This is a genomic window from Pseudomonas sp. WMBT8, assembly GCF_050916005.1.
In the GTDB taxonomy this organism is placed as follows: domain Bacteria; phylum Pseudomonadota; class Gammaproteobacteria; order Pseudomonadales; family Pseudomonadaceae; genus Aquipseudomonas.
Genome location: NZ_CP188096.1, coordinates 2,816,157 through 2,842,795, shown reverse-complemented (window position 1 = coordinate 2,842,795; position 26,639 = coordinate 2,816,157). Strand labels below are relative to the sequence as shown.

Below are 26,639 nucleotides of genomic sequence, written 5' to 3'. Positions count from 1 at the left end.
GGAGCTGGCTTGCCTGCTCCCACATCAACCCAGCGGCACATCCAGGCTGACCTTGACCCGGTCCATCACCACGATGCTGCGAAACCATTTGATATTGCGGTTTTCGTAGAACAGCGTGCGGGCCAGGGTTTCGTAGGCCTTCATGGTTTCCACCACGATCACCAGCATGAAGTCGGCATCGCCGGTGACGTAATAGCACTGCTGCACCTCGGGGATCGACATCTGCACCTTGAGCACATCGAGGTCTTCGATATGGGTGCGCTCGGCGTGCACCTCCACCAGGATCGTGATCGGCTTGCCCACTGCATCCTGATTGACCACCGCCGTATTCGCGATGATCGCCCCGCTCTGCTCCATGCGTTTGATGCGCCGCTGTACCGCTGCGGTCGACAGGTTGACCTGCTCGCCAATCACCCGCAGTGCGGTGGTGTTGTCGCGTTGCAGGTGCTTGAGAATCGCGCGGTCGAAATCATCCAGGGGCGGCTGGGGGCTGACGGGCATGCTGGCGAACCTTGGGCGTGAGAAAATTTCCCATAAGATGCCGCAAAACAGAGCAAACGTCTCACCTCAAAAGCAATATATTCCCACCTGAAATTCCCCCCTCTTTTGTTTGAATCGGTTTGGCGAGGACTGCGTGTCTAAAGGCGTTGTTTTATCGGTAGCGGCCTCGGTGTTGTTTGCCGTGATGTATTACTTCACATCACTGCTCACGCCATTGAGTGGCCTGGAGATTTTCGGTTGGCGCATGTTGCTGACCGTGCCGTGCATGACCGTGTTCATGGTGGTCAGCGGTGAGTGGCGCCAAGTGTGGGAACTGCTGCGATTGCTCGCGGGCAAGCCACGACTGATCGGTGGGATTGTGCTGTCGTCGGTGCTACTGGGCGTGCAACTGTGGCTGTTTATGTGGGCGCCGCTTAACGGCCGCAGCCTGGATGTGTCCCTGGGCTACTTCCTGCTGCCGCTGACGATGGTCCTGACCGGGCGCCTGGTGTATGGCGAAAAGCTCTCGCGGCTGCAACTGATCGCGGTGGTGTTCGCGGCGATTGGCGTGCTCAACGAGCTGTACCAGGTGGGCGGCTTCTCCTGGGCCACGCTGCTGGTGATCATCGGTTACCCCATCTACTTCGTGCTGCGCAAACGCCTGGCGACCGACCACCTGGGCGGCCTGTGGCTGGACATGGCGCTGATGCTGCCGGTGGCGCTGTGGTTTGTCCAAAGTGGCGAACAGGGCTTCGCCGTGCTGGATGCACACAAAGGGCTATATGGGTTGATCCCGATGCTCGGGCTGATCAGTGCTTCGGCGTTGGTGTGCTACATCATCGCCAGCCGCTTGTTGGCGTTCAGCCTGTTTGGCCTGCTCAGCTATGTGGAGCCGGTGCTGTTGCTGGGGGTGGCGTTGCTGCTGGGGGAAAGCATCGGGCCGGGTGAATGGCTGACCTACATCCCGATCTGGCTGGCGGTGATGGTGCTGGTGTTCGAGGGGTTCAAGCACCTGATGCGCCAGCGTAGAGCCTGACCCAATAACTGCAGGAGCGAGCTTGCTCGCGAAGGACTCAAAGACACCGCGCACCTCAGGCAGTACGCGTTATCGTTGACGTCCATCGCGAGCAAGCTCGCTCCTACAAAAAGCCATGTCAGTCGGTGGTCAACACACCACGACGGACCTGGTCACGCTCGATGGATTCGAACAGGGCCTTGAAGTTGCCTTCGCCGAAACCGTCATCACCCTTGCGCTGGATGAATTCGAAGAACACCGGGCCCATCAGGGTTTCCGAGAAGATCTGCAGCAGCAGGCGCTTGTCGCCGGCCACGGACGAGCCGTCCAGCAAGATACCCCGCGACTGCAACTGCTCCACCGGTTCGCCGTGGTTTGGCAGGCGGCCTTCGAGCATTTCGTAGTAGGTGTCTGGCGGCGCAGTCATAAAGCGCATGCCGATCTTCTTCAACGCGTCCCAGGTCTTGATCAGGTCGTCGGTGAGGAACGCCACGTGCTGGATGCCTTCGCCGTTGAACTGCATCAGGAACTCTTCGATCTGGCCTGCGCCCTTGGACGACTCCTCGTTCAACGGGATGCGGATCATGCCATCCGGGGCGCTCATGGCCTTGGAGGTCAGGCCGGTGTATTCGCCCTTGATGTCGAAGTAGCGCGCTTCACGGAAGTTGAACAGCTTCTCGTAGAAGTTGGCCCAGTAGACCATGCGCCCGCGATAGACGTTGTGGGTCAGGTGGTCGATGACCTTGAGGCCGGCGCCCACCGGGTTGCGGTCCACGCCTTCGATAAACACGAAGTCGATATCGTAGATCGAGTTGCCTTCACCGAAACGGTCGATCAGGTACAGCGGCGAGCCGCCGATGCCCTTGATGGCCGGCAGGTTCAGTTCCATCGGGCCGGTTTCGATATGGATCGGCTGGGCGCCGAGTTCCAGGGCGCGGGTGTAGGCCTGTTGCGAATCCTTGACGCGAAACGCCATGCCGCACACCGACGGACCATGCTCGGCGGCAAAGTACGAAGCGATGCTGTGGGGTTCGTTGTTGAGGATCAGGTTGATCGCGCCCTGGCGGTACAGGTGCACGTTTTTCGAGCGGTGGGTTGCCACCTTGGTGAAGCCCATGATCTCGAAGATCGGCTCCAGGGTGCCCGGGGTCGGCGATGCGAATTCGATAAATTCAAAGCCCATCAGGCCCATTGGGTTTTCGTATAGATCTGCCATGATTTGGCGCCTCATCATCTTTTTTAGAATTAAGTAAATTAATTGCCAGCAAGGATGAGGTGGGCAGGTGGCGCACAGGAAATGCCCCGCACGCTGCGGGCGAGGAAGTCACCGTAGATGAGTTGGAACCCGAGTAGCTTCATGGTTGAGTCATTCTCTTACGGGCGTCTCTGACGGACGAGGCCTGCATGGAAACAGGCGCTTATTCTTGTATGCGTAAACGGATTCTACACAGCGTAAACAGCTTTGTCCGTATTCCTTATCAAATCCTTATGCCCGTACGGGCGCAAGGGGTTTATTGCACAGTGTTCGCTACATGAGTGCGGGTGTTGCCATGGTCGTCCAGGGTGGTGAAGTGCACCAGCGCCACGCCCGACGCCTGCCCCGGCGCGCCATGCAGGGTAACGATTGCACTGGATCGGGGGGCAAGCATCGGCGGATCATCGTTGCGGTACTGGCGCCCCTCGCTCCCCAGCACAATGCTGGTCAAGCTCACATGGTAGGCACTGACGTTGTGCACATGCAGGGTGCCCGCCTTGGGCAAGCGCCACTCCAGGCCTTCGGCGGCCTCCTCCGCTCGCCCTGGCAACAGTGGCGGGCGCAGGAACAGTTTGATGCGGCTGCGCAAGGCGAACTGCACGCTGTGGGCCGCATCCGTCTGCGGCGGGATACCCAGTACGTTGAGCCAATACACCTGCTCCACGCCCCCCTGCGCCGGCTCGCCATCATAGGCCACGCGCAACGCCTGGGCCTGGCCGGCGTCCATGCGCAGGATCGGCGGGGTCACGGTGAACGGTACGTCACTGTATTCAGGGCGCACCAGGGGGTCGCCTGCGTCAATCCAGACCTGTACCAGCCGTGGGTTATCCGCCTCATTGCTCAGGTTGAGCGTGACCTGGCCCACGGCTGCGGGGTAAATCAGGCGGGTGCGGTCAAGCACGATTTCCCCATGGGCACTCCAGGCCAGCAGCCAACCCAGTACGCCCGCTGCCAGACGTGCCCTGGCCCCGCTCATCGGTAGCTCAAGGTAAAGGTGGCCAGTCCCTTGGCCGTGCCGGGATGCACGGTAGGCTCGGTTTGCAGGTACCGCGCCGTCAGCGGTATGCGAACCGTGCCATTGCCCGTACTGCCGGCCGACCATTGGTTGGGGTTGCCAATACCACTGGCGTCCGGCCCGTAGCTGACGACGGCGTTGCCGTGCAGCAGTTGCAGGGCGAGGCCACGGGCGGTGGAATCTTGCGTCAGCGTCAGGCGCTCGCCACGGTTGGCCGGTTGAGTTTGGTCGGTGAGTGTCACCCACACATCCAGCCTGCCCCCTGTGCCGCCCGCGCACTGCAACTCAATCTCGCGGCTAGCACCACCGGCGACGCTGCCCACGCCGGTGAACGCGGTGGCTGCCACGCTGCCCAGATCGATCGGCACCGAGGGTGTGGATACCGAACAGGTAGGTTTCAACGGCGGCCCCACCACCACGGTGGCGAAAGTGAACAAATGGACCGCGTGAAAATCAGGATGGACCCTGAACTCTGCAAAGGGCTGCGCGAATACCACCCCACCCTGGATCGCACCGGTGACAAAAAACACCACGCGCACGCGCACGCCCCAGGAGGCCAGGCCGGGACGTAGCGGCCCGCGCAGGATCGACACGCCTTGATTGATGCTTTTCCATTCACCGCCATCGCGGTCCTGTGCCATCAAGCCATAGCCCACACCTTGCAGGCCGGTGGTAAAGATCGGCAGCGATAACCCGGAGTGGCCAAAATACTTGCCGGTAAAGCGCATGTTCCTTGCCACGCTGATATACGACCAATGATCCACGCTCACGCCCACGCCATAGGTGCAATCCTGCGCGTCTGGGGATTGCAGCGCATAGCCCTGGGGGTCGCCCAGCACTTGGCCCACCCGGGGGTTAGCCGGCACGCTGATGGAGGCAATCGAAAGCGCCACGGGAGGCGCGGGCGTGCAACTGGCATTGGCGTGCACCTCGGCGGCGGCCAGCAGCGCGAGCAGGCCAAGAAGGCATGCCTTGGCGCTCATCGTGCGGTCACCTCGCGCCCGGCCGCCACGCCTACGCATTGCCCTTGCAACAGGTCGGCGTGGGCTTGGCGCCGCGTTGCCTGGGGTTGCAGGTGATAGTGGATGTAGCAACGGTCAGCGGCGGTCTCGCTCCACTTCACAGTGAGCGTGCCCTGCTCGGCAATGCCCCTGACAAAGGCCTTGCTGGCCTGGCCAATCACCCCAACTTCGCTGCCGTGCTCATCAAACACCTGGGCGGCGAATGGCAACGGCTTGCCGTTCTCGCGCAGGGCCTTGACCACCACTGCCCGCCCGACCACCGTGGCAAAGCTCAAGCGGGCGATGGCCCCGGCGGTGGGCACGATGCGTTGGCTGGTCTCTTGCAGTTCCACGTCATAGGCGCTGCCCTCGGGGTCGATACCCACGGTATTGGCCTGGAACGCCCGCAGCGACGGCACCACGGCGTAGCCGTTGCGGTCGACCCGCAGGTGATTGCCATTGCTCAACCGTGCACCCTGGGCAGCGGGCACATGGACCAGGGCGGCCGCCTCGCCGAGGTAGTGCGAGAACGTCAGGCCGTCTGCATGGGCCACCAGGCCGCCGTCGGCGCTCAATGAAAGCTGGCTGCTGTCGCGGTTCTGCCCATACCCCAGCCGCAGGGCGGCCGTGCTGGCGTTGTACCCGGCATAGGCATTGAAACTGCCCTGGCTCGCCCCCTCGGCCGAGGCGCGGGTGCCGGCGATGCCGTAGTTGAGCGTGGCGTCATCATCGAGCATGCCGTTGATGCCCAGTTGTTGCTGGCTGCCGCGACTGCCTCCGGTACTGCGAATCAAGGTGCTGGTCAGGCTCGGTGCGCGCGGGCTGCTGCCCAGGGGCAGGGACACTGTCAGCATCACGCGATTATCGACGTGGCCGGCGTTATCCGAACGGGCCAGCAATACCGGCGCGTGTTCGTCTTGATGATTGCTCCGGTCTGGGGCTTGGACCCGCGAACGCTGGGCGCTGAGGTTCCAGTTGAGGCGGCGCCAACTGGCGCCATAACTCAGGTGATACGCGGTTTCGCGCCCCAGGCGCGGGCCCCAGTATTGGGTCGAACTGGCATAGAACCCCAGGGTGCCCGCCCCCGCCTGCTGGCTGATGGTCAGGTCCAGGCGCGTCTTTTGCCGGGCGTAGCTGCCAATATCCTGGCCCCGGCGCCCCAGCTCCCGCACATTGACTGCGTCGGTGAGGTTCAGGTAGCCCTCGGTGGAAAAACGATAGGCGCCCAATACCAGGTGCGTACCGGTTTGCGACAGTTGCCGGTCGAAGCCCAGGCCGACGTTCTGCCCCGACAGCACCCCCTGCCCAGGGACATGCGTGCGCGAATCGGTGGCGTCCAGCGAAAATGCACCCAGGGTGGTATTCAGCGCCACACCCGCTTTGCCCTGGGCGTAACCTTCAGAAAAACTGCTGCCGCCATACAGCGTCAGGTCGTCCAGCAGACCATGCTGGAGTGTCCCTTCAAACGCCAGGGGGGCCCGGCCCTCGACGCCATTCTGGCGGACCTGGCCCAGGGTCATGCCGTACCGGCTGGCGCTGCGCCGCAGCAGGTGCGGTGCCACGGAAAACGGCACGCTGTAACTGTATTGGCGACCGTCGATTTCCTTGACGCTGACGCTCAGGTCGCCGCCACCTGTGGGGTACAGGTCGTTGATCACAAACGGACCGGGGGCCACGGTGGTTTCGTAGAGCGTATAGCCGTTCTGACTGACGGTGACGGTGGCGTTGCTGTCGGCCATTCCTCGCACCACTGGCGCATAACCCTGTTGCGAAGGCGCCAGCATTTGCTCGTCGGTGCCCAGGCTGAGGCCACGCATGCGGGTACTCTCCAGGATCTGCCCACTGCTGAAGCTGTCGCCCAGGGTCAGGCGCGATTGCCAGGCCGCGAGGCTGCGTTGCACATAGATCGCGCTGCTCTGGTAGCGCTCGGCACCGCTTCGCGAGTTCCAGGCCTGCGCGCCCTGGTGGCGCAAACGCCAACTGCCGAGGTTGAGGCCGGTGTTGAGCCCCAGGTAGGCCCGGTCTTCGCCACTGCCGGCGGTCATGGTCGAGGCGCTGAAGTTGTAGCTGAGCAAGCCGGCATTGATGCCTTCGTCCCATTGGCGGGGGTCGATGGCATCACGGGCCGTCGGGGTCAGGTAGAGCTGGGGCACGCTTAGGGCCAGCTGCAGCGCACCGCTATCGACGCTGCTGGAGGCCATGGGGATCCATTGGCCAAGATCCCCGCACAATGGGCCTGGGGAGGCGGGCTGGTTTGGCGCCACGCCCAGTCGGGTCAACAGCGGCCAGTCCAGGCACGGCACGACGTCGTCCTGCACCGCAATAAAGTCCAACGCATGGCGCCCGGCAGGCGCGCCGTTGAGCAGTACATCGACCCGGTACTTGCCGGGCGCCAGGGTGTCGTGGCGGTTGAAGCGGGAAATATCCACGCCCGCTGCAAGGCCACTGGAAAACGCCTCAAGGTCGAAGGTGACCGAAGCTGCCAGGACCTCGGGGCAGATCAAGGCCACCACCATTGCGGGAAAGTACAGGGCACGCAGGGCAATACACCCCCGCGCCCACCGTTGCAGGTAAAAAAACATAAGTCAGGCTTCGCGTTACTAAAGAGGCGCCCAGCGCGGCACGGAGAAACCACCGAAATCGTCGATGTACTGGAATTGCACCCGGGCGTCGGCGGGCACCGTCTGCACCAGAGGAGGCAGGGCAAGGTCGAGGCTGGCATAGGGCGCGACCATGCCTTGCTGTTCGGTGGGCACCGCTTGGCCGCCCATCACCAGCGCGACCTCATGGAATGTCACATGGAAGGGCGACGGGTTGGTTACCCGCAGCACCGCCGGCTTGCCGGTATGCAAGGTCCAGGTCAGTTGCCCCGGCGCATCATGGGCGTTGCTCGCCAGGCCCCGGGGCCGGAAAAACACCTTGGTGCGAATGCGAAAGGCAAACCGCAGCTGGTTCTGGCGCTCCTCCTCGGCCTCGGTTTGCGCCGGTCGGGTCTGGGGCGGCACCTCCAGCACGTTGAGCCAGAACAGCGACTCCCTGTCCCCGGCCAGCGGCTCCCGGGTATAGGCCAGGCGTATGGACTGGCTCTTACCCGGGTCCAGGCGAAACACCGGCGGGCTGATGCTGAACGGTACCTCACTGTGTTCCGCCAACTGCCGTGCATCACCGTCGTCCATCCACACCTGCACCAGGCGTGCGGCCTGTTGATCATCGTTGCGCACCTGTACGGTGATTTCCCTGCGCACCTCGGCGTAGACCTGGCGTGTACCACTTAGGATCACCCCGGCCTGTGCCTGCGCGAAGGCCAGGCACAGGCACAGCGCAACCTTTAGGCGTGATAGGCAACCCATGCTGCGTACCCTCGGTTTTTTCAGGCGATCAGGGAAAGATCACCGAGTACTGCACCGCCGTAGTCACCAGCCCGACTCCCGCCGCGCCGCCGGTGGCGATGTAACGTGCCGCAAAGGGCATGGTCGCCAGCCCGCCGGTGACCGTGGCCGTGGTCGAGGCGTGGCCGCTGCGCAAATCCATGGGCCTTTGGGTTGCACCGTCGACAATTTGCACTTCCACTTTGGCCGCCGCAGTCTTGGGCGCGGTATTGCGCAAATTGCCCGTGGCCGGGTTGATGGCCGGGCTGGTGCTCTCATACAGCACCGCCACTTTGGTCGCATCTGCGCAACTGGCGCCGCCGCCCACGTGGATAAAGAACGGTTTGGAGCTGGCGGTTGCCCCCGCCGTGGACAGGGCGCTGGCCTGGACCTTGTCGAGGACTACCGGGAAGTTCGCCCCGGAGCCTGGGGCACCGCCGGTTCCACCGCTGATGGTGCAGGTGGTGCCGGTGATTTCGCCGGTCAGGGTGATGGTGCCGTCGGCAGCAGAGGCCGTAGGTATGACGAAACCACAAGCAAGCAGCAGGGCAATGGCCAGGACATTGTTTTTCATTACGCACGTGTTCCTATGTGTTAGATCGAGCCCCGCTCAAACGCCACGCAGGCATAAGCCCGCCCGCGAAATTTGGGCTTGATGACGCGAAAGAGTTGGTTTTTGAATGCAGCGTCTATATGGGGCTGCAGTTTTTTTGACAAGCATTGATCCAGGCAATAACGCAATAGACCAATCAGCTTTTCCTCGTCAAAATATGTTGCAAAGTTTGGCAAGGTTGAAAAACACGCACAACTGGCCAAGTAGCTAGGTCAACGCGTTTAAAGTGCTTATTTCCATAGGGCAACTATCATTTCATTCGTGTATCTGACGCCTCGCCTGTAGCCGTTGCCAGGCCCCTCCCTCATTCTGCTACAGGCCGCGTAAATGCCACTCACCATCAAAGGCCCGCGCAAGCGCGCCGCCCGCTACTTGATCACGGTCCTGTGCGGCATGCTGCCGATTCTGCTAGGGGTGGTGATCCTGTACCTGCAGGCCCAGCGCACCCTGGAAAACAGCACCGCGCAGACGGCTATCGAGGCCGTGCGCCAATTCGACCTGATGCTCGACAACACCGCCCTCGCCGCCCAGGACCTACTGCCGCTGGCGGGCCAGGACTGTGACAATGCGGCAAAACTGGCGCTGCGCGAGCAAGTCACCCGGCGCCCCTTTGTCCGTGCAACCACCCTGTCGTTTAAAAAGTCCATTTATTGCAGCTCGTTGTTTGGCGGCGACTATGTGTCACCGGTCAACCCGGACGATTACGTCAATGGTCGCCTGTGGCTGATGAAGGGCAACCCCGTCACCCCCGATACCGCCTTGTTGGTTTATCGGCTGGTGGACGGCGACAAAGCGGCGTTTGCCTCGATTGACGGTTACCACCTGACAAACGCCCTGCGCCTGATCAGCCGTTATGCCGACCTGGTATTGCAGGTCGGGCCCAATTGGCTGGGTAGCGACGGCAAAGTGCGCGACACTGCGCTACCGGTGTTTGCCGTGGCCCATCACCACCTCGACTCCCAGCGTTACGCCTACAGCGTGGAGGCCGGCATGCCCGAAGGGGAAGTCTGGCGTTACATGCAAGCCCGGTACCCGCCACTGTTCAGCCTGCTGGTGTTTTTCGGCGTATTGGCCGGCGTGCTCGCGCACTGGCTGCAAAAGCGCTCCAGCGCACCGACCCATGAACTGCAGCGGGCGCTGGGCGCCAATGAGTTCGTGCCCTATTACCAACCGGTGGTGCGCGGTGACAACCTGCAATGGGCCGGCTGTGAAGTGCTGATGCGCTGGAAGCATCCAAAAGAAGGCCTGGTTCGCCCGGACCTGTTTATTCCCCTGGCCGAGCATTCAGGGCTGATTGTGCCCATGACCCGGGCATTGATGCGCCAGGTGGCCACACAGCTGGCACCCCATGCCGATCGCCTGGGCGGTAATTTCCATGTGGGGATCAATATCACCGCCCGGCACTGCCAGGACCTGGAGTTGGTGCAGGACTGTCGGGAATTCCTCGCGGCCTTCCAGCCCGGGCAAGTCCTGTTGACCCTGGAGCTGACCGAACGCGAACTGATCGAGCCCACCGACGTGACCCGCCAGTTGTTCCAGGCCCTGCACGAACTGGGGGTGATGATCGCCATTGATGACTTCGGCACCGGCCACTCCAGCCTGGGTTATTTGCGTAACTTCAATGTTGACTACTTGAAGATTGATCAAAGCTTTGTGGCAATGATCGGGGCCGATGCTTTATCGCGGCATATACTCGATAGCATCATCGAGTTATCGGGCAAGCTTGACTTGGGCATCGTCGCCGAAGGCGTGGAAACCCAAGAGCAATGCGATTATCTGGCAGCGCAAGGCGTGGACTTTTTGCAAGGTTACCTGTTTGGCCGCCCAGTGCCTTTTGACGCATTCATTAAGTCTTTGCGTGGTGCTTGAATATCGATCTAGCATCATCATGAAATATTGTTATTTATACAAAGGACATGATTTACTCGTGGCTCATTAACTACTACAATTTTTCCTGCCTGTGCTGAATCGGCAGGAGAGCCACTTTTACCGAGTCATGCCGAGGCTCTTGGCTTATAGCTTTGTTTACAGTTGGTATCAGCCAAATACACTATTGGAGTAAATATTTTGTCCAGACTCGCCGAATTTCGTGCCGCAGAAAAAGCCCTTCAAGAGCAGCTCGCCCAGCTGGAATCCCTGAAGAACGATGCTGGCTTGAAGAAAGAAATCGAATTTGAAGAAAAGCTTCAAGGGCTGATGAAAACCTACGGCAAGAGCCTGCGTGACATCATCTCCATCCTTGATCCAAACCCGGGCAAATCGGGAATCCAAGCGGCAGCCGCACCTAAAACCCGCCGCGCACGCGTGGTCAAGGTGTATCACAACCCACACACTGGCGAACTGATTGAAACCAAGGGCGGCAACCACCGCGGCCTGAAGGCCTGGAAAGAACAGTATGGCGCCGCCACTGTAGATTCCTGGTTGCGCGGCTAATACCGGCGCACTAATAAAAAGCCTCGCAGATGCGGGGCTTTTTTGTTTGTGCACTGCGATTTCGCGGCCCGTGGCTTTGGAACGTGGACTTCTAAACACATTCCACTTGGTACAAATTCACCGACCAGTGGCTGTACGCTGCGCCCTTATAGTTATGTGTTTTTTTGTAACTGCGCCATGTCAGGCATCTAGCCATCGCCCATCAAAGTTTCAGGCTTGCACGTACCTCACTGACTTCTTCCTTGCTCGACTCATAGGCTTGAGCTTGCCCGGCGTATGAAAAAACATAGGCCTTATTCGCATCAACAGCGCCTATCAGTGTTTGCGAGAGCACATGCCGACCATTCTCGGTAATCACGCAGGTAGTTTCCAGGGCCTCAAGATGACTCAAGGTAGTCGGGTGCATCTTGTTGCAGACACTTTGATAACCACTGCGGGCAAAGTCCTTCTGGATGGACTTGCGCATTTCCAGCAGCACACCTTGCAGATTGACCACATGCCCAGGCTCGATCGGGGTGCCCGTCAGCTCCATGACCATCTGTGTCTCGCCGTTTTCGTTGTTCTTTATCGCACGTTGGCGAGATACCGGCGACGGTGTGGCCGGTGCATCGGCATCCGCCACCACTTCCTCCACCTGCCAGCCGCTGGGCCAGTGAATCTCGGGATCTGCCGCCAGCACAGCAGTACTGGCCAAGATCAGGCACACGGTGCTCAACAGCGGTTTGTTCAGTCGGCTCATTGCAAAAAATACTCGGAGTTCAAGCCGCAAAGTTTGAGCCTGCACGTAGGATAGTCGCAAGGCCCGTGTCAGCTTTTTCATTTGGCGTGGCTGGCGCGGCTTGCGTATCATGGCCCGGCTGCACGGATGCCTGTCAGCCGCAAGCCAAAGGACCGCTCAAGTCACGAGCCGCGTCTGCCCCATTTTTTTCTGGAGGGCCCATGAGCCTGCACGAATTGAACACCTTCCCGGGCGTCACCGCCCAACCCGACACCGCCACTGCGAACTTCGTGTTCAACCACACCATGCTGCGGGTCAAGGACATCACCAAGTCGTTGGACTTCTACACCCGCGTCCTGGGCTTTTCCCTGGTTGAAAAGCGCGACTTCCCGGAAGCCGAATTCAGCCTGTACTTCCTCGCCCTGGTCGACAAGGCGCAGATCCCAGCCGATGCCGCCGCACGTACCCAGTGGATGAAGTCGATCCCGGGCATCCTGGAACTGACCCACAACCACGGCACCGAGAACGATGCCGACTTTGCCTACCACAATGGCAACACCGACCCGCGCGGGTTTGGCCATATCTGCATTTCGGTGCCGGATATCGTGGCGGCCTGCGAGCGGTTTGAAGCGTTGGGCTGTGACTTCCAGAAGCGCCTGACGGATGGGCGCATGAAAAGCCTGGCGTTTATCAAGGACCCGGACGCGTACTGGGTTGAGATCATCCAGCCAGCACCGCTGTAAACCGGCTTGATGCCCCAGCAGGAGGGTATCACCGTGGTGTTTGCCTGCACCGCAGGCAAGCCAGCGCCCACAAAAGCAACGGCCACAAAAAACCCATGATCTCTCATGGGTTTTTTAGTTTCAGGCCTTACGCTCGGATCAGGTGATCAAAAGCACTCAAGGAAGCCTTGGCGCCCTCGCCCACCGCAATCACGATCTGCTTGTACGGCACCGTAGTCACGTCACCTGCGGCAAACACGCCTGGCAGTGACGTCTCGCCACGGGCATCGACAATGATCTCGCCACGGGGCGACAACTCCACCGTGCCCTTGAGCCAATCGGTGTTGGGCAGCAAACCGATCTGCACAAAGATGCCTTCCAGGTCGATGGTCTTGAACTCGCCGGTATCGCGGTCCTTGTAGGCCAGGCCGGTGACTTTCTGGCCATCACCCTTGACCTCGCTGGTCAGCGCACTGGTGATCACGTCAACGTTCGGCAGGCTGTAGAGCTTGCGCTGCAATACCGCGTCGGCGCGCAACTTGCTGTCGAACTCGAGCAACGTGACATGGCTGACAATACCGGCCAGGTCGATGGCCGCTTCAACACCGGAGTTACCGCCGCCGATCACCGCCACGCGCTTACCCTTGAACAGCGGGCCATCGCAGTGTGGGCAGAAACACACACCCTTGGCCTTGTACTCCTGCTCGCCCGGCACGCCCATTTCACGCCAGCGCGCGCCGGTGGCCAGGATCACGGTCTTGGACTTGAGGTTCGCCCCGCTCTCGAAGCGAATTTCGTGCAGCTCACCGGGATTTTTCGCCGGGATCAGGCTGCTGGCGCGCTGCAGGTTCATGATGTCCACGTCGTACTGACGCACGTGGGCTTCCAGGGCGCTGGCCAGTTTCGGGCCTTCGGTTTCCTGTACCGAGATAAAGTTCTCGATGGACATGGTGTCCAGCACTTGCCCACCAAAACGCTCGGCGGCCACCCCCGTGCGGATACCTTTACGCGCGGCGTAGATAGCCGCGGCAGAACCTGCCGGGCCACCACCGACGACGAGTACATCAAAGGCGTCCTTGGCGCTGATTTTCTCGGCCGCTTTTTCGATACCGCTGGTGTCGAGCTTGGCGAGAATTTCTTCCAGGCCCATGCGGCCCTGGCCGAAGTTCACACCGTTGAGGTAGACGCTGGGCACTGCCATGACCTGGCGCTCGTCGACTTCAGCCTGGAACAGTGCGCCGTCGATAGCGACGTGGCGGATGTTCGGGTTGAGCACAGCCATCAGGTTCAGCGCCTGGACCACGTCCGGGCAGTTCTGGCAGGACAGCGAGAAGTAAGTCTCGAAGCTGAACTCGCCTTTCAGGCTGCGAATCTGCTCAATCACTTCGACACTGGCCTTCGACGGGTGGCCACCGACTTGCAGCAGGGCCAGCACCAACGAAGTGAATTCATGACCCATGGGGATGCCGGCAAAACGCAGGCTGATATCGGCACCCGGGCGGTTGATGGAGAACGATGGCTTGCGCGCGTCATTGCCATCGGTTTTCAGGCTAATCAGCGTGGTGAGGCTGGTTACGTCCTGCAAAAGGGCAAGCATTTCCTGGGATTTCGCACCGTCGTCGAGGGAGGCGACGATCTCGATCGGCTGGGTGACCCGTTCCAGGTATGACTTCAACTGAGCTTTAAGATTGGCGTCCAACATACGGGCGATTTCCTATTTCAAATCAATTCGGTAAAAAAAAACGCCCGAGCGAATCTCGCCCGGGCGTTTTTGAGGGCGGTGCGGCTTACTTAAGGTGCGGCAATCCGCCCTTGATACTTCACAGACTTAGATCTTGCCGACCAGGTCCAGGGACGGAGCCAGGGTAGCCTCGCCTTCTTTCCACTTGGCCGGGCACACTTCGCCTGGGTGGGCAGCAACGTACTGGGCGGCCTTGATTTTGCGCAGCAGTTCGGAAGCGTCACGACCAACACCGCCGTCGTTCAGCTCAACGATCTTGATCTGGCCTTCAGGGTTGATCACGAAGGTGCCACGGTCTGCCAGGCCAGCTTCTTCGATCAGCACGTCGAAGTTGCGGGAGATGGTCAGGGTCGGGTCGCCAATCATGGTGTACTGGATCTTGCCGATGGCTGGCGAGGTGTTGTGCCAGGCAGCGTGGGCAAAGTGGGTGTCGGTGGACACGCTGTAGATCTCGACGCCCAGTTTCTGGAATTCGGCGTAGTTGTCAGCCAGGTCTTCCAGTTCGGTTGGGCAGACGAAAGTGAAGTCGGCTGGGTAGAAGAACACGACAGACCACTTGCCTTTCAGGTCAGCGTCCGACACGTCTACGAAGTTGCCGTTTTTGTAAGCGGTGGCTTTGAACGGTTTTACTTGGCTGTTGATGATAGGCATCGTTGACTCTCCGTCAGGGGTTAGTAAGTTGATGGGTGAATCCTACCCAGTCTCATCGCCGATGGCTCATTGGCAAACCTGATGCTTGCGATTGGTTTTGGCTATCAACCAGCTGTATTAATAGAAGAAATCTTAAAGCAGCGGTTCGCGGGCCTGAGTCATGCCAAGAAAGGGCGTCGCTTCAACATAGCGCATGGCTGACTTCATGTCCTTCCAGCCGACATACGTCATCAGCGACTTCAAATCCCAGCCGCTGCGATGGGCCCAGGTGGCAAAGCCACGGCGCAGGGAGTGGCTGGTGTATTGCTCGGCGGCAATGCCGGCCCGCCCGAGGGCCTGGCGCAGCAGCGGGATCACGCTGTTGGCATGCAACCCCTCCTCACCCAGGTTGCCCCAGCGATCGATCCCGCGAAACAGCGGGCCGCGCACCAGGGCCGAGGCACTCAGCCATTCGCTATAGGCCTGTACCGGGCACAGCCGCAGCAGCGCCGGGGTTTGATAGGTCTGGCCGAGGTTCTCGCGGTCGCTCTTGCTGCGCGGCAGGTACAGGGTGATGCCCGCGCCTGGTACCGCCTGGACATGCTCGATCTGCAAACGGCACAGCTCATCACTGCGAAAGCCGCGCCAAAAGCCCAGCAGGATCAAGGCCGTGTCGCGCTTGGCACGCAGCCAGCGCGGTCGATCGCCCTCTGCCCGCGCCTGCTCGGCATCGCGCTCAAGCCAGCCGACCACCTGCTCCAGATGCTGGAGCTGCAAGGGTTCGGCCTGTTTTTCCTGGGCCGGGTGCAAGGCGCGAATGCCCTTGAGCACCTTGCGCACCACCGGCGCCTTGGTCGGATCGGGAAAACCCTGGCTGGTGTGCCATTGCGCCAGCGCCGAGAGCCGCAGTTTCAGCGTATTGACCGCTAGCATCCCGGCATAGGCCACCAGGTATCGCGCCACGCTGTCGCTGGTGGCAGGCAGGAAGCCGCCCCAACTCACCTCAAAGTGCTCGATGGCAGCGCGATAGCTGCGACGGGTGTTATCGCGGGTGGCGGCGTTCAGGTATCGATCTAGTTCACTCATGCCGCGATCGCCGGCAAGCCGGCTCCTACAGAGGTTGGTGTACGGGGACTGCGCCCGGAGAGGGTCCGGCAAGTCATGACACGGGATAATACGCCAATATCCCATCTGTTAAATGGTAAATTTCAACGTGTTTTAATTCGTGATATAGTATGTATATACATAATACATACCACAGTATCAAATCGACGGAGACCCCATGGCTCGCGGTGGCATCAACAAAGCAGTAGTTCAGACGGCACGCCTGGCAATTCTCGCCCGCGGCGAAAACCCCAGCATTGATGCGGTGCGCATCGAAATGGGTAATACCGGCTCGAAAACCACCATTCACCGCTATTTAAAAGAGCTCGACGAGAGCGAAACCCGCCTCACCATCACCGAAGCCCCCATCGACGACGAGCTCGGCGAACTGGTGACACGCCTGGCCCAGCGCCTGAAAGAGAAAGCCCAGGAGCCCATCGACCTGGCCCTGGCCCAGTTCGAACAGCAAAAAAGCGCCCTGCTCGCCCAGGTAGAAGCGCTTGAAGCCGCACACAGCCAACTCCAGCAGCAATTTGATATCCAGGGCACCGCCCTCGCCGAAGAAAGCGCCGCGCTGCAAACCGCCAGCACCAGCCTGCAGACCGAGCAAACCCGTAACGCCGGGCTTAGCCAGGCGTGCAGCGACTACGAGCTACGGCTCTCGGACAAGGACGAACAGATTCGTTCGCTGGAAGAAAAGCACCTGCACGCCCGCGATGCCCTTGAGCACTACCGCAATGCCATCAAGGATCAGCGCGAACAGGAGCAGCGCCGCCACGAAGGCCAACTGCAACAACTGCAGGCTGAATTGCGCCAGGCACAGCAGAGCGCCCTGGTGCGCCAGGACGAGATCACCCAACTGCATCGCGACAATGAGCGGCTATTGATTGAACACCGGGTTACGGCGAAGGAATTGGCTGCCCTGCAGGAGCAAAGCCGCAAGGCTCAGGCCCAGCAACTCAAGCTGAGCGAACAGGTGAGCGTGATCGACAGCGAACGCACCCTGCTCCAGGAGCGCCTGCGGGTAGCGGTGCTGGACAGCCAGTCACGCCAGGAGGCACTGGCCGAGCAACAGCACAGCTACAAAGCCGTGGAACTGGACCTGATCAAGGCCCAGGCCACCATCGAGGCGCTGCGCCTGGCTGCCGTCGTTGCAACGACGCCAGAGGCAGCGGCCCAGGCCTGATCAGCCAGCCACTGGCGTGCGCATGGTGACGAATTCTTCCGCCGCCGTAGGATGCACGCCGATGGTCTCGTCGAAATGCTGCTTGGTCGCCCCCGCCTTGAGGGCGATCGCCAGGCCCTGGACGATCTCGCCCGCCTCCGGCCCGACCATGTGGCAACCCAACACCTTGTCGGTGTCGGCATCGACCACCAGCTTCATCAGGGTGCGCTCCTGGCACTCGGTCAGGGTCAACTTCATCGGCCGGAAGCGGCTTTCGAAGATCTGCACATTATGCCCATCGGCCCTAGCCTGCTCTTCGCTCAAGCCTACGGTGCCGATGTTCGGCAGGCTGAACACCGCCGTCGGGATCATCGCGTAGTCTACCGGGCGGTATTGCTCCGGCTTGAACAGGCGACGCGCCACGGCCATGCCTTCGGCCAATGCCACAGGCGTCAACTGCACGCGACCGATCACGTCGCCAATGGCCAGGATCGAAGGCTCGGCGGTCTGGTACAGGTCGTCGACCGCGACAAAACCACGCTCGTCCAGCTTGACCCCGGTGTGCTCCAGGCCCAGGTTGTCCAACATCGGACGCCGCCCGGTGGCGTAGAACACGCAATCGGCCTCCAACACACGACCGTCCTTCAGGGTGGCCTTGAGGCTGCCATCGGCCTGTTTGTCGATACGCGCGATATCGGCGTTGAATTGCAGGTCCAGGCCGCGCTTGGTCAGCTCTTCCTGCAAATGCTGGCGCACCGCACCATCGAAGCCACGCAGGAACAGATCGCCGCGATACAGCAGCGATGTCTGTGCGCCCAGGCCATGGAAAATCCCGGCAAACTCCACCGCAATATAACCACCGCCCACCACCAGCACACGCTTGGGCAGCTCTTTAAGGAAGAACGCCTCATTGGAGCCAATAGCGTGCTCGTGCCCCGGAATCTCGGGAATCTGCGGCCAGCCGCCAGTGGCGATCAAGATATTCTTGGCGGTGAAGCGCTCTCCATTGATCTCGACCTCGTGCGCCCCGGTCAGGCGCGCGTGGCCTTCGTGAAGGGTCACGCCACTGTTGACCAGCAGGTTGCGGTAGATGCCATTGAGGCGATTGATCTCGCGGTCCTTGTTGGCGATCAGCGTCGCCCAATCAAAGTCCGCCTCGCCCAGGGACCAGCCAAAACCGCTGGCCTGCTCGAAGTCTTCGGCAAAGTGCGCGCCATAGACCAGCAGCTTTTTCGGCACACAGCCCACATTCACACACGTCCCGCCCAGGTAGCGGCTTTCCGCCACGGCGACCTTCGCGCCAAACCCTGCGGCAAAGCGTGCCGCCCGAACGCCACCGGAACCGGCGCCAATTACATAAAGATCAAAATCGTAGGCCATTTCACTCTCCTCGGCAGGGCATCAGGATACCCGCTTGTACCCAAAAAACCAGAAAGCCACCCGAAGGTGGCTTTCTTGAGACTCAACAGGCCATGCTTAATCAGTAAGCCTTGCCAGTCTTGTAGAAGTGCTCGTAGCAGAAGTTGGTCGCCTCGATGTAGCCTTCGGCGCCACCGCAGTCAAAACGACGACCCTTGAACTTGTAGGCAATGACGCAACCGTCCTTGGCCTGCTTCAACAATGCGTCGGTGATCTGGATTTCGCCGCCCTTGCCGGGCTCGGTTTCTTCGATCAGCTTGAAGATATCCGGGGTCAGGATGTAGCGACCGATGATCGCCAGGTTCGACGGGGCATCTTCCGGCGCTGGCTTCTCGACCATGTCGCGCACACGGATCAGGCCATCGCCAATGTCGTCGCCAGCGATCACGCCGTACTTGTTGGTTTCCGAAGGATCGACTTCCTGCACTGCAACGATGGTGCAGCGGTATTTCTGGTACAGCTTGACCATCTGGGTCAAGACGCCGTCGCCTTCCAGGTTCACGCACAGGTCGTCCGCCAGGACCACGGCAAACGGTTCGTCACCGATCAGCGGGCGACCGGTGAGGATGGCATGACCAAGACCTTTCATCTGGGTTTGACGGGTGTAGGAGAACGAGCACTCGTCGAGCAGCTTGCGGATACCGACCAGGTATTTTTCCTTGTCGGTGCCCTTGATCTGGTTTTCCAGTTCATAGCTGATGTCAAAGTGGTCTTCCAGGGCGCGCTTGCCACGACCGGTGACGATGGAGATTTCGTTCAGGCCGGCATCCAGTGCCTCTTCGACGCCGTACTGGATCAGTGGCTTGTTTACCACCGGCAGCATTTCTTTAGGCATGGCCTTGGTCGCTGGCAGGAAGCGAGTGCCGTAACCGGCTGCTGGGAACAAGCATTTCTTGATCATATAAGTCCTTAATAAGGGCTGTGCGTACGAAATTCGGCGCAGTCTAATCAGGCCGCAGCCACCTTACAATGGGCGCTGCTGGCGTTGCGATGTCAACATAGAGAAAAAATGTCGGCGTTAGTTCCGCCCATGTTCAAACAAGCGGCCCCAACGGCACCGGAGAAAACCCAGCATCCCCTGATTTCAAAGGGCCATATCCTTTTTAGCACGCTTTATGGGGTTCGGCACTGACCTGCAACAACTTACGCGCCCCCATGGCATTTGGCGCTATCATTGCCAGCTTGAACACCAGACCACGAGATTGTTAATAGATGTCAGAACCCAAAGGCGTAAACGGCTACCTGATCACCAAGCGAGCAGACGGCTGGCACCTGATCAACTTTCACGGCGACAGCGTTGCCGGCGTATTCGCCACCGAAAGCCAGGCGATTGCAGTAGCCGAAGTATTTGTGGATGAAGCCGGCCACGCGTCGAGCAAGCGACCCAAGGGCAAATAAGCCTCTGCGGTTGCGCATGAAGCCCCGGTGAACGGGGCTTTTTTGTGATTGTCTGTACCTTGATGGCCGTTCGCTATAATCTCGCTGAAACGCCCCACAACAGTGTCAGCGCGCCCCTTAACACTTCTCAACGACGAACCTTACATGAACAAGATCCTGGCACTGACCTCGGTACTGGCGCTCGCCGGCTGCACCACCACTTCCGACATTTACCTGAAAAACGGCGAACAAGGCCTGACCATTGACTGTTCGGGCGAGGCCAATTCCTGGGCCAGTTGCTACGAAAAGGCCGATGCCTCCTGCGCCGGCACCGGTTACCGCATCGTCGGCACCGAAGGCACGCCAGCCTTGAAGGAAAGCGACAAGACCCTGGGCGCCGACGTGGGCAACTTCAAGGGTCGCAGTGTAGTGGTGGTCTGCAAGTAAGCTGGGCGGCTACATGTGAATCTCGGCGAACTTGATGCCGAGGCTGCGAATGGTGTCGATCAGGTCATCGAGTTTTTCAAAGGATTCGACCTCGTCCTGGTCATCCACCAGGAAAAAGCTGCGCCCGCCGCTTTTCTTGAAAAACACGATCCACTCCCCCGAATTGGCCGGATTTTGAATCACATGGGTCGCAGAGATATGACCCTCTGCATGCCGCTCTTTGACGCGCTCACGTTTCATAATTGCTTTTCCAGAATGACAATGCCGCTCAAGCCCCGGGGTTTGAGCGGCATTTTTTGTGTTCAGGCAACAGTTTAACGGATGCCTTGGCCAATCAGCACGCCGTCTACCGTTTGCCCGTACAGGTTCACCCCATCATTGGCATGGAACTTCACGCGGGTTTTCTCCACCGAGCCATCTACCAGGCGCGGATCCTGCGGGCGCTCATGGCGATTGACATAGGCCGCTACGTCCCAGGCCTGCTGGTCGCTCAAGCTGCCGCCCTTGCCCAGCGGCATGTTGTGCTTGATGAAGGACGCTGCGGTGTTGACCCGATGCATACCGGCGCCCCAGTTGTAGGAATCCTTACCCCACAACGGTGGCATCACGTAGCTGTCGCCCACCTTCTGCCCCTGCCCTTCGGCGCCATGGCACACCGCACATTGCGTCTTGTACACCTCGGCACCCTGCGCGAGGTTGTAGCCTTTGGCCGGTTGTGGCACCTCCGGGTAACCACGCCCCGGCAACTCCACGCCCAAGGGTGCCTTGCTCGCCAGCCAGTAGGCATAGGTCGACAGCGCAGCAATCTCATGGCTGTCCGCTGCCGGTGGCGTGCCGCCATCCATGCTGAACTGGAAACAGCCCTGCAGGCGCTCGGCGAAGGAATTGACCTTGTCATTCTTCTTACGGTACGCCGGGTACATGGGGTACGCCCCCCACAGAGGCGTGGAATTGGCCAGGCGCCCCTGATCCAGGTGACAGTTGCTGCAATTGAGGCCGTTGCCGACAAACTGCGGCGCCAGGCGCTTGGTATCGACGAACAACGCATAGCCCTGCATCACCAACTTGCCGTAGGCGTTGTCAGGCAGTTCGCTTTCCTGGGGCGGCTGGAACGCCTTGGCGGCGGGCACCGCAGCCGGCACCTGCAGTTGCGACTGATCTTCCATGGCAATCGGTGCGGCCAACGCCGGGACACTGATCAACGCGGCCAACACGGGTGCAAATGACAGATTCTTCATGGCTTGACCTCCTGGCCAGGCAAGGAGGCGAAGTAATTGGCGATACCCTGCACTTCGTCATCCGTCAGGGATTTGGCCACGTGCCCCATCAGGTCATTGGGGTCGTTGTGCCGAGTGCCACCGCGCCAGGCATTGAGCTGGGCAGCCAGGTAGGCCGCGGACTGCCCGGACAGCGGCGGGAACGCCTCGCCAACCCCCACGCCCGAGGGGCCATGACAGCTGACGCACGCCGGAATCTGCCGTTCCCAGGCGCCTTGCAGCGCCAGTTTTGCAGCGGGACTGTTCGGCGTAGCACTACGATGGCCGACGGCCACGGCAGGTGCCGGCATCGCCGCCAGTGTCTGGGTCACCGCCGCGATTTCTTCCTCGGTAAGCGCCTTGGCCAGCGACGTCATCACCGGGTTGCTGCGCGTGCCACTCTTGAAATCATGCAGTTGCTTGCTCAAATAAGCCGCCGGCAACCCCGCAAGCCTCGGAAAACCCGCAGCAGCCAACCCCAGGCCATCCGCCCCGTGGCATGCCATACACGCCGCTGCGCCAGGCTGCGCGCCACCTTCACTGAATATCTTGTTGCCCTCCAGCGCCTGCGCGCTGCCGAGCATGAGTAGCAAGGCGCCACCCATCAACACTCTCTCCACAGACATCATCACGACTCCATTTTTATAGTTATATGCTTAGACCTACAATGCATAAGCCTACAAATGGTAGGGTAATGAGCCGACAGTCACAACCGCCATGTAAGAAATTGCCGACAATAAAAAGCCCGGCACTGCAACCGCAGGCCGGGCTTTTTGATCGGAGTTGATCGCGTATGAGCGGCGGCGTGGACTCAGCCGGAAATACAGTCTTCCGCAGCTTTTTTCACGTCACCCGGACGAATCGGCACATTGGACATGCTCTCGTAGAGCTTGATGCTGCTACCGCTGGAGCGGTCTTCAATCTCGAAAATGGCCGACGGGTCAGCCGAAAACTTCTGCGGCACAATCACCCGCACACCTTCCTTGTGAGGCTCGATCTGCGGCGGACGACGGGTCGACGACAGTTTCTGCACCACACACGCCGCGTATTCCTGCGGTTTTTTCCCGGAGATAACCGCCAGGGTTGGCGGTGTCTGCTTGATGTCTGAAACCGAAGCACATCCACCTATTGCCAGGGCCAGAACCAATACACTCCACTTCATACAAAACCTCCGATAAAGACCCTACGACAGCGGAGATGGTATTTTTCTCCCGCCCACGTAGGATTTATCCCTGATATATCGGTAAATAACTGTTTTAAATTGTCGAAGACGTCGACGACGACCCGATAATAAACGTGCTGGGGCTGATAAACTCCATCTTAACCTACGTATCGTTCTGATTTTTCAGAAAAAGCCCTTCTGGAGACACCCCCCCATGAAATTCATCCACCAGCGCGAACACTTGAACGAAGGGGATATTGTCGTCATTGAATGCTCCCAGACCTGCAATATCCGCCTGATGAGCGATGCGAATTTTCGCAGCTTCAAAAATGGCGGTCGCCACACTTATCACGGTGGCGCCTTCGACAAGTTCCCGGCCAAGATCACCGCGCCAAGCACCGGGTTCTGGAACATCACCCTGGATGTGGTGACGCGCCGTGCCATCAGCGTTACCCGCAAGCCAGCGTTGTCCCATAAGATCCGCATTGTTCGCCGCACCAGCACCAAACTCAGCTGATTGCCACCCAAGCCACAGGAATCACCGTGACTCAAACCACCAAATACGTCATCAAGTACAAACTCAACGGCGAACGCCGCTTCGAATTTGCCCAACTGCACGCGGCGAGCATCGAAGAGGCCCAGGAGGCCTTGGCGAAAATTCACGATGCCAGTGACGAAATCACTGAGATCACCGTGAGCAAGGCCCTGTAAAACCACGACCAGCAGCGGAGTGATTGTGCAACCTGATTCCACGGGTGACCTGTTCAGTGACGAGGCCTTGCAACAACCGGCCCGTCGCGAGCAAATCGGCGAACAATCCTACGTCCTCAGGGGCTATGCCCTGCCCTGGCTTGAGCGTGTATTGCCCGAGCTTCGTGCCGTCCTCGCCCAGTCACCGTTCCGGCAGATGGTCACCCCCGGTGGCTTTACCATGTCGGCAGCCCTGAGCAGTTGCGGCGAACTGGGCTGGACCACCGACCGCCAGGGCTATCGCTACAGCCCTCTGGACCCCGAGCGCCAACAACCCTGGCCGAGCATGCCGGCCGTGCTGCGCGAACTGGCGATCGACGCGGCCAGGGCTGCCGGCTTCGACGGCTTTGCACCCGACGCCTGCCTGATCAACCGCTATGTACCCGGCGCCAGAATGTCCCTGCATCAAGACAAGAACGAGCGCGACTACAGCGCCCCGGTGGTCTCGTTGTCCCTGGGGCTGGCGGCGGTGTTTCTGTTTGGCGGCCATGTGCGCAGTGACAAGACACAGAAGATCTCGCTGTTCCATGGCGACGTAGCGGTCTGGGGCGGCGTCGATCGCCTGCGCTTTCATGGCGTGTTGCCGATCAAGGAAGGCGTGCACCCGCGCATGGGGCCGCAACGGATCAACCTGACGTTTCGCAGGGCCGGCTGACCCCGGTGAATTCCACCGCAAGCAACGGAGTGCCCGGACGCCCGCGGTTTATTATCCTGGCCACTGATCCATTGCCGAGCTATTGCCATGAGCACTGAAGATGATCTGCGCTGGGCAGCCATTGTCGCCCGCGACGCCACGGCCGACCTGACCTTCGTCTACGGGGTCAAGACCACCGGCGTGTATTGCCGCCCCAGCAGCAGCGCACGTCAGCCACTGCGCAAGAATGTCGAGTTTTTCGACACACCGCAGCAAGCCGAAGCCGCCGGGTACCGCCCCAACAAACGCACCTCGGCCGACCAGACCCAGGTTGCGCAACGCCATGCGCACCTGGTTGCCGCCGCTTGCCGTCATATCGAACAGGCCCAGACCCTGCCCGCCCTGGAAGACCTGGCCAACGGCGCCGGCTTGAGCCCGTTCCACTTCCACCGCGTGTTCAAGACCCTGACCGGGCTGACACCCCGGGGCTATGCCCGCGCCCATCGCTCACGCAAGGTCAGGGCGCACCTGCAGGACAGCCAGTCGGTGACCGATGCGCTGTACGACGCGGGTTTCAACTCCAACAGCCGCTTCTACGCGTCAGCCGACCAGTTGCTCGGCATGAAGCCCAGCGACTACAAAGCCGGTGGCATCCATAACGATATTCACTTTGCCGTCGGCGAGTGTTCCCTGGGGGCGATTCTGGTGGCGCAGAGCAATCGCGGGGTCTGCGCAATCCTCCTGGGTGACGACCCGGACCAACTGGCGCGCGACCTGCAAGACCAGTTCCCGCAGGCCAATGTGATCGGTGCCGACCCCGGCTTTGAACAGTTGATTGCCCAGGTGGTGGGGTTTATCGAGGCGCCTGCCCTGGGCCTGAACCTGCCCCTGGACCTGCGCGGCACCGCCTTCCAGGAGCGGGTCTGGCAGGCACTGCGGGAAATCCCGGTGGGCAGCACCGCCAGCTACGCCGAGATTGCCAAGCGCATCGGCGCACCCAGCGCCTTTCGTGCCGTTGCCCAGGCGTGCGGCGCCAACAGCCTGGCCGTGGCGATTCCCTGCCACCGCGTGGTACGCAGCGATGGCCATCTATCGGGTTACCGTTGGGGCGTGGAGCGCAAACAGCTGTTGCTCCAGCGCGAACGCCACACCCCGCATGAACCACAGCCGGCGTCCAGTGAATAATACAGACTGGCCTTGCCCCGGCCGGCCCTGTTAAAAGGGCCGGGCAGCCCTTCCTGAGCGTTCCATCATTGGAGAAGCGATCCATGAGCACCTGGCCAGACACCCGCATTCTCGACCTGCTGGGCATTGAATTGCCGATCATCCAGGCGCCCATGGCCGGCAGCACCAGCCCCGAGATGGTGATCGCCGCGAGCCAGGCCGGGGCGCTGGGCTCGATGCCCACGGCCACACTCAGCATCGAGCAATTGCGCCAGGCGTTGACCACCATTGCCCAGGCCAGCGCCCGCCCCTTGAACGTCAACTTCTTCTGCCACCGGCCACCGGCCCCCAACCCCGAGCGGGATCGCCAGTGGAAGGATTTGCTGGAGCCCTACTACCGTGAGCTGGGCGCAGATTTTGACGCGCCCACCCCGCTCTCCAACCGCGCACCGTTCGACAATGCCAGCTGCGAGGTGGTGGAAGAATTCCGCCCGGAAGTCGTCAGCTTCCACTTTGGCCTGCCGGAAAAAACGCTGCTGGACCGGGTCAAGGCCACCGGGGCGAAAGTGCTGTCGTCCGCCACCACCGTCGAGGAGGCGATCTGGCTGGAGCAGCACGGCTGCGATGCAATCATCGCCATGGGGTATGAGGCCGGGGGGCATCGCGGGATGTTTCTCAGCGACCGCCTCACCAGCCAGATCGGCACAATGGCCCTGGTGCCGCAGATCGTCGATGCAGTCAGCGTGCCGGTAATCGCCGCCGGCGGGATTGGCGATGCGCGGGGTATGGTTGCCGCGTTCGCCCTCGGCGCCTCGGCGGTGCAGATCGGCACGGCCTATCTGTTCACGCCCGAAGCCACTATCACCCCCGCCCACCATCAGGCATTGCACAGCGCCCAGGCCAGCGAAACGGCACTGACCAACCTGTTCACCGGCCGCCCGGCGCGGGGGATCATCAATCGCGTGATGCGCGAACTTGGGCCAATCAATCCCACCGCCCCGGCGTTTCCCTTGGCCGGTGGTGCATTGCTGCCGTTGCGCGCCCTGGATGCAGCCGACTTCAGCAGCCTGTGGGCCGGCCAGGCGCTGCGCCTGGGGCAAGACCTGTCCACCCGCGAGCTGACCCTGACCCTGGCCCGCCAGGCGCTGGCGCAACTCAACAAGGGCTAGA

General features: G+C 60.7%; 29 protein-coding genes. 12 read left to right on the top strand and 17 right to left on the bottom strand.

The features are described from left to right. Positions 1-24: 24 nt before the first annotated feature. Positions 25-501, bottom strand: a complete 477-nt coding sequence (locus tag ACO77H_RS13405) for an Lrp/AsnC family transcriptional regulator (protein WP_432755670.1) — start codon at positions 499-501, stop codon at positions 25-27. A gap of 133 nt (positions 502-634) precedes the next feature. Here ACO77H_RS13405 and rarD point away from each other — a divergent pair, with 133 nt between their 5' ends. Next, positions 635-1,516, top strand: coding sequence for an EamA family transporter RarD (gene rarD / locus ACO77H_RS13400; protein ID WP_169955848.1), 882 nt, complete (start codon positions 635-637; stop codon positions 1,514-1,516). Positions 1,517-1,634: 118 nt separating this feature from the next. Here rarD and hppD read toward each other — a convergent pair whose 3' ends face one another. From hppD to ACO77H_RS13370, 6 genes are all read right to left on the bottom strand, one after another. Further along, positions 1,635-2,711 carry a 4-hydroxyphenylpyruvate dioxygenase gene (hppD, locus tag ACO77H_RS13395; protein ID WP_057440066.1) on the bottom strand — a complete coding sequence of 359 codons (1,077 nt, stop codon included), beginning with the start codon at positions 2,709-2,711 and terminating at the stop codon, positions 1,635-1,637. A 295-nt stretch (positions 2,712-3,006) separates the two neighbouring features. Then, complete coding sequence (locus tag ACO77H_RS13390; protein ID WP_432755669.1) at positions 3,007-3,726, bottom strand: fimbrial biogenesis chaperone; 720 nt, start codon at positions 3,724-3,726, stop codon at positions 3,007-3,009. Then, entirely contained in the window at positions 3,723-4,748 is a 1,026-nt protein-coding gene (locus tag ACO77H_RS13385; RefSeq protein WP_170041528.1) for a fimbrial protein, read from the bottom strand. Before ACO77H_RS13385 ends, ACO77H_RS13390 begins: the two co-directional genes overlap by 4 nt. Next, positions 4,745-7,348, bottom strand: coding sequence for a fimbria/pilus outer membrane usher protein (locus tag ACO77H_RS13380; protein WP_432755668.1), 2,604 nt, complete (start codon positions 7,346-7,348; stop codon positions 4,745-4,747). The genes ACO77H_RS13385 and ACO77H_RS13380 overlap by 4 nt, the downstream gene beginning before the upstream one ends. 18 nt (positions 7,349-7,366) lie before the next feature. Continuing rightward, positions 7,367-8,116: a fimbrial biogenesis chaperone gene (locus ACO77H_RS13375; RefSeq protein ID WP_432755667.1), complete on the bottom strand. Its 750-nt coding sequence runs from the start codon at positions 8,114-8,116 to the stop codon at positions 7,367-7,369. 28 nt (positions 8,117-8,144) lie between these two features. Next, the gene (locus ACO77H_RS13370) at positions 8,145-8,708 is read right to left on the bottom strand and encodes a fimbrial protein (RefSeq protein ID WP_432755666.1); all 564 of its coding nucleotides are present in this window, start codon (positions 8,706-8,708) and stop codon (positions 8,145-8,147) included. Between the two features lie 366 nt (positions 8,709-9,074). On the opposite strand from ACO77H_RS13370, the gene ACO77H_RS13365 reads away from it, so the two are divergent. Continuing rightward, positions 9,075-10,616: an EAL domain-containing protein gene (locus ACO77H_RS13365; protein WP_169955839.1), complete on the top strand. Its 1,542-nt coding sequence runs from the start codon at positions 9,075-9,077 to the stop codon at positions 10,614-10,616. Between the two features lie 198 nt (positions 10,617-10,814). Beyond that, complete coding sequence (locus ACO77H_RS13360) at positions 10,815-11,180, top strand: histone-like nucleoid-structuring protein, MvaT/MvaU family (RefSeq protein WP_038441053.1); 366 nt, start codon at positions 10,815-10,817, stop codon at positions 11,178-11,180. A 202-nt stretch (positions 11,181-11,382) separates the two neighbouring features. Here ACO77H_RS13360 and ACO77H_RS13355 read toward each other — a convergent pair whose 3' ends face one another. After that, entirely contained in the window at positions 11,383-11,919 is a 537-nt protein-coding gene (locus tag ACO77H_RS13355) for a DUF4946 domain-containing protein (protein ID WP_262376899.1), read from the bottom strand. 200 nt (positions 11,920-12,119) lie between these two features. Between ACO77H_RS13355 and gloA the strand changes: the two genes are divergently transcribed. Then, positions 12,120-12,641, top strand: a complete 522-nt coding sequence (gloA, locus tag ACO77H_RS13350; RefSeq protein ID WP_169955837.1) for a lactoylglutathione lyase — start codon at positions 12,120-12,122, stop codon at positions 12,639-12,641. Positions 12,642-12,768: 127 nt separating this feature from the next. Here the strand turns inward: gloA and ahpF are convergent, their stop codons facing one another. From ahpF to ACO77H_RS13335, 3 genes are all read right to left on the bottom strand, one after another. Continuing rightward, complete coding sequence (gene ahpF / locus ACO77H_RS13345; RefSeq protein WP_432755665.1) at positions 12,769-14,322, bottom strand: alkyl hydroperoxide reductase subunit F; 1,554 nt, start codon at positions 14,320-14,322, stop codon at positions 12,769-12,771. A 126-nt stretch (positions 14,323-14,448) separates the two neighbouring features. Beyond that, entirely contained in the window at positions 14,449-15,012 is a 564-nt protein-coding gene (gene ahpC, locus ACO77H_RS13340) for an alkyl hydroperoxide reductase subunit C (protein WP_010210361.1), read from the bottom strand. A gap of 132 nt (positions 15,013-15,144) precedes the next feature. Then, positions 15,145-16,077 carry a site-specific integrase gene (locus tag ACO77H_RS13335; RefSeq protein ID WP_170041534.1) on the bottom strand — a complete coding sequence of 311 codons (933 nt, stop codon included), beginning with the start codon at positions 16,075-16,077 and terminating at the stop codon, positions 15,145-15,147. Positions 16,078-16,273: 196 nt separating this feature from the next. Between ACO77H_RS13335 and ACO77H_RS13330 the strand changes: the two genes are divergently transcribed. Further along, positions 16,274-17,281 carry a DNA-binding protein gene (locus tag ACO77H_RS13330; protein WP_170058064.1) on the top strand — a complete coding sequence of 336 codons (1,008 nt, stop codon included), beginning with the start codon at positions 16,274-16,276 and terminating at the stop codon, positions 17,279-17,281. Here ACO77H_RS13330 and gorA read toward each other — a convergent pair whose 3' ends face one another. Together gorA and galU are read right to left on the bottom strand one after the other, a co-directional pair. Then, on the bottom strand, positions 17,282-18,640 hold the full coding sequence (gorA, locus tag ACO77H_RS13325; RefSeq protein WP_432755664.1) for a glutathione-disulfide reductase: 1,359 nt from the start codon (positions 18,638-18,640) through the stop codon (positions 17,282-17,284). Between the two features lie 100 nt (positions 18,641-18,740). After that, positions 18,741-19,580 (bottom strand): UTP--glucose-1-phosphate uridylyltransferase GalU, encoded by an 840-nt coding sequence (gene galU / locus ACO77H_RS13320; protein ID WP_029294645.1) that lies wholly within the window; start codon positions 19,578-19,580, stop codon positions 18,741-18,743. A 311-nt stretch (positions 19,581-19,891) separates the two neighbouring features. Between galU and ACO77H_RS13315 the strand changes: the two genes are divergently transcribed. Together ACO77H_RS13315 and ACO77H_RS13310 are read left to right on the top strand one after the other, a co-directional pair. Then, positions 19,892-20,077 carry a hypothetical protein gene (locus tag ACO77H_RS13315; RefSeq protein WP_076960784.1) on the top strand — a complete coding sequence of 62 codons (186 nt, stop codon included), beginning with the start codon at positions 19,892-19,894 and terminating at the stop codon, positions 20,075-20,077. Between the two features lie 144 nt (positions 20,078-20,221). Beyond that, the gene (locus ACO77H_RS13310; RefSeq protein ID WP_169955832.1) at positions 20,222-20,503 is read left to right on the top strand and encodes a hypothetical protein; all 282 of its coding nucleotides are present in this window, start codon (positions 20,222-20,224) and stop codon (positions 20,501-20,503) included. Positions 20,504-20,512: 9 nt separating this feature from the next. Here ACO77H_RS13310 and ACO77H_RS13305 read toward each other — a convergent pair whose 3' ends face one another. The 4 genes from ACO77H_RS13305 to ACO77H_RS13290 form a co-directional block, all read right to left on the bottom strand. Further along, positions 20,513-20,743, bottom strand: coding sequence for a hypothetical protein (locus tag ACO77H_RS13305; protein ID WP_169955831.1), 231 nt, complete (start codon positions 20,741-20,743; stop codon positions 20,513-20,515). Positions 20,744-20,817: 74 nt separating this feature from the next. After that, the gene (locus tag ACO77H_RS13300) at positions 20,818-21,741 is read right to left on the bottom strand and encodes a c-type cytochrome (RefSeq protein ID WP_432755663.1); all 924 of its coding nucleotides are present in this window, start codon (positions 21,739-21,741) and stop codon (positions 20,818-20,820) included. Beyond that, complete coding sequence (locus tag ACO77H_RS13295) at positions 21,738-22,388, bottom strand: c-type cytochrome (protein WP_172311133.1); 651 nt, start codon at positions 22,386-22,388, stop codon at positions 21,738-21,740. Before ACO77H_RS13295 ends, ACO77H_RS13300 begins: the two co-directional genes overlap by 4 nt. 182 nt (positions 22,389-22,570) lie before the next feature. Further along, the gene (locus tag ACO77H_RS13290) at positions 22,571-22,921 is read right to left on the bottom strand and encodes a hypothetical protein (protein ID WP_169955828.1); all 351 of its coding nucleotides are present in this window, start codon (positions 22,919-22,921) and stop codon (positions 22,571-22,573) included. Between the two features lie 214 nt (positions 22,922-23,135). On the opposite strand from ACO77H_RS13290, the gene ACO77H_RS13285 reads away from it, so the two are divergent. From ACO77H_RS13285 to ACO77H_RS13265, 5 genes are all read left to right on the top strand, one after another. Beyond that, entirely contained in the window at positions 23,136-23,438 is a 303-nt protein-coding gene (locus ACO77H_RS13285; RefSeq protein ID WP_003173824.1) for a DUF1883 domain-containing protein, read from the top strand. A gap of 26 nt (positions 23,439-23,464) precedes the next feature. After that, positions 23,465-23,632 carry a hypothetical protein gene (locus ACO77H_RS13280; RefSeq protein ID WP_169955827.1) on the top strand — a complete coding sequence of 56 codons (168 nt, stop codon included), beginning with the start codon at positions 23,465-23,467 and terminating at the stop codon, positions 23,630-23,632. A 25-nt stretch (positions 23,633-23,657) separates the two neighbouring features. After that, a complete protein-coding gene (gene alkB / locus ACO77H_RS13275; protein WP_432755662.1) occupies positions 23,658-24,326 on the top strand; it encodes a DNA oxidative demethylase AlkB in 669 nt (222 codons plus the stop codon). A gap of 87 nt (positions 24,327-24,413) precedes the next feature. After that, entirely contained in the window at positions 24,414-25,490 is a 1,077-nt protein-coding gene (gene ada / locus ACO77H_RS13270) for a bifunctional DNA-binding transcriptional regulator/O6-methylguanine-DNA methyltransferase Ada (RefSeq protein WP_170058060.1), read from the top strand. 83 nt (positions 25,491-25,573) lie between these two features. Then, positions 25,574-26,638, top strand: a complete 1,065-nt coding sequence (locus ACO77H_RS13265; RefSeq protein ID WP_432755661.1) for an NAD(P)H-dependent flavin oxidoreductase — start codon at positions 25,574-25,576, stop codon at positions 26,636-26,638. The last annotated feature ends 1 nt before the right edge of the window (position 26,639 follow it).

Coding starts and splice junctions, on each gene's coding strand:
- ACO77H_RS13405 (WP_432755670.1), bottom strand. CDS start 501: ATGCCCGTCAGCCCCCAGCCGCCCCTGGATGATTTCGACCGCGCGATT.
- hppD (WP_057440066.1), bottom strand. CDS start 2,711: ATGGCAGATCTATACGAAAACCCAATGGGCCTGATGGGCTTTGAATTT.
- ACO77H_RS13390 (WP_432755669.1), bottom strand. CDS start 3,726: ATGAGCGGGGCCAGGGCACGTCTGGCAGCGGGCGTACTGGGTTGGCTG.
- ACO77H_RS13385 (WP_170041528.1), bottom strand. CDS start 4,748: ATGAGCGCCAAGGCATGCCTTCTTGGCCTGCTCGCGCTGCTGGCCGCC.
- ACO77H_RS13380 (WP_432755668.1), bottom strand. CDS start 7,348: ATGTTTTTTTACCTGCAACGGTGGGCGCGGGGGTGTATTGCCCTGCGT.
- ACO77H_RS13375 (WP_432755667.1), bottom strand. CDS start 8,116: ATGGGTTGCCTATCACGCCTAAAGGTTGCGCTGTGCCTGTGCCTGGCC.
- ACO77H_RS13370 (WP_432755666.1), bottom strand. CDS start 8,708: ATGAAAAACAATGTCCTGGCCATTGCCCTGCTGCTTGCTTGTGGTTTC.
- ACO77H_RS13365 (WP_169955839.1), top strand. CDS start 9,075: ATGCCACTCACCATCAAAGGCCCGCGCAAGCGCGCCGCCCGCTACTTG.
- ACO77H_RS13355 (WP_262376899.1), bottom strand. CDS start 11,919: ATGAGCCGACTGAACAAACCGCTGTTGAGCACCGTGTGCCTGATCTTG.
- gloA (WP_169955837.1), top strand. CDS start 12,120: ATGAGCCTGCACGAATTGAACACCTTCCCGGGCGTCACCGCCCAACCC.
- ahpF (WP_432755665.1), bottom strand. CDS start 14,322: ATGTTGGACGCCAATCTTAAAGCTCAGTTGAAGTCATACCTGGAACGG.
- ahpC (WP_010210361.1), bottom strand. CDS start 15,012: ATGCCTATCATCAACAGCCAAGTAAAACCGTTCAAAGCCACCGCTTAC.
- ACO77H_RS13335 (WP_170041534.1), bottom strand. CDS start 16,077: ATGAGTGAACTAGATCGATACCTGAACGCCGCCACCCGCGATAACACC.
- ACO77H_RS13330 (WP_170058064.1), top strand. CDS start 16,274: ATGGCTCGCGGTGGCATCAACAAAGCAGTAGTTCAGACGGCACGCCTG.
- gorA (WP_432755664.1), bottom strand. CDS start 18,640: ATGGCCTACGATTTTGATCTTTATGTAATTGGCGCCGGTTCCGGTGGC.
- galU (WP_029294645.1), bottom strand. CDS start 19,580: ATGATCAAGAAATGCTTGTTCCCAGCAGCCGGTTACGGCACTCGCTTC.
- ACO77H_RS13315 (WP_076960784.1), top strand. CDS start 19,892: ATGTCAGAACCCAAAGGCGTAAACGGCTACCTGATCACCAAGCGAGCA.
- ACO77H_RS13310 (WP_169955832.1), top strand. CDS start 20,222: ATGAACAAGATCCTGGCACTGACCTCGGTACTGGCGCTCGCCGGCTGC.
- ACO77H_RS13305 (WP_169955831.1), bottom strand. CDS start 20,743: ATGAAACGTGAGCGCGTCAAAGAGCGGCATGCAGAGGGTCATATCTCT.
- ACO77H_RS13300 (WP_432755663.1), bottom strand. CDS start 21,741: ATGAAGAATCTGTCATTTGCACCCGTGTTGGCCGCGTTGATCAGTGTC.
- ACO77H_RS13295 (WP_172311133.1), bottom strand. CDS start 22,388: ATGATGTCTGTGGAGAGAGTGTTGATGGGTGGCGCCTTGCTACTCATG.
- ACO77H_RS13290 (WP_169955828.1), bottom strand. CDS start 22,921: ATGAAGTGGAGTGTATTGGTTCTGGCCCTGGCAATAGGTGGATGTGCT.
- ACO77H_RS13285 (WP_003173824.1), top strand. CDS start 23,136: ATGAAATTCATCCACCAGCGCGAACACTTGAACGAAGGGGATATTGTC.
- ada (WP_170058060.1), top strand. CDS start 24,414: ATGAGCACTGAAGATGATCTGCGCTGGGCAGCCATTGTCGCCCGCGAC.
- ACO77H_RS13265 (WP_432755661.1), top strand. CDS start 25,574: ATGAGCACCTGGCCAGACACCCGCATTCTCGACCTGCTGGGCATTGAA.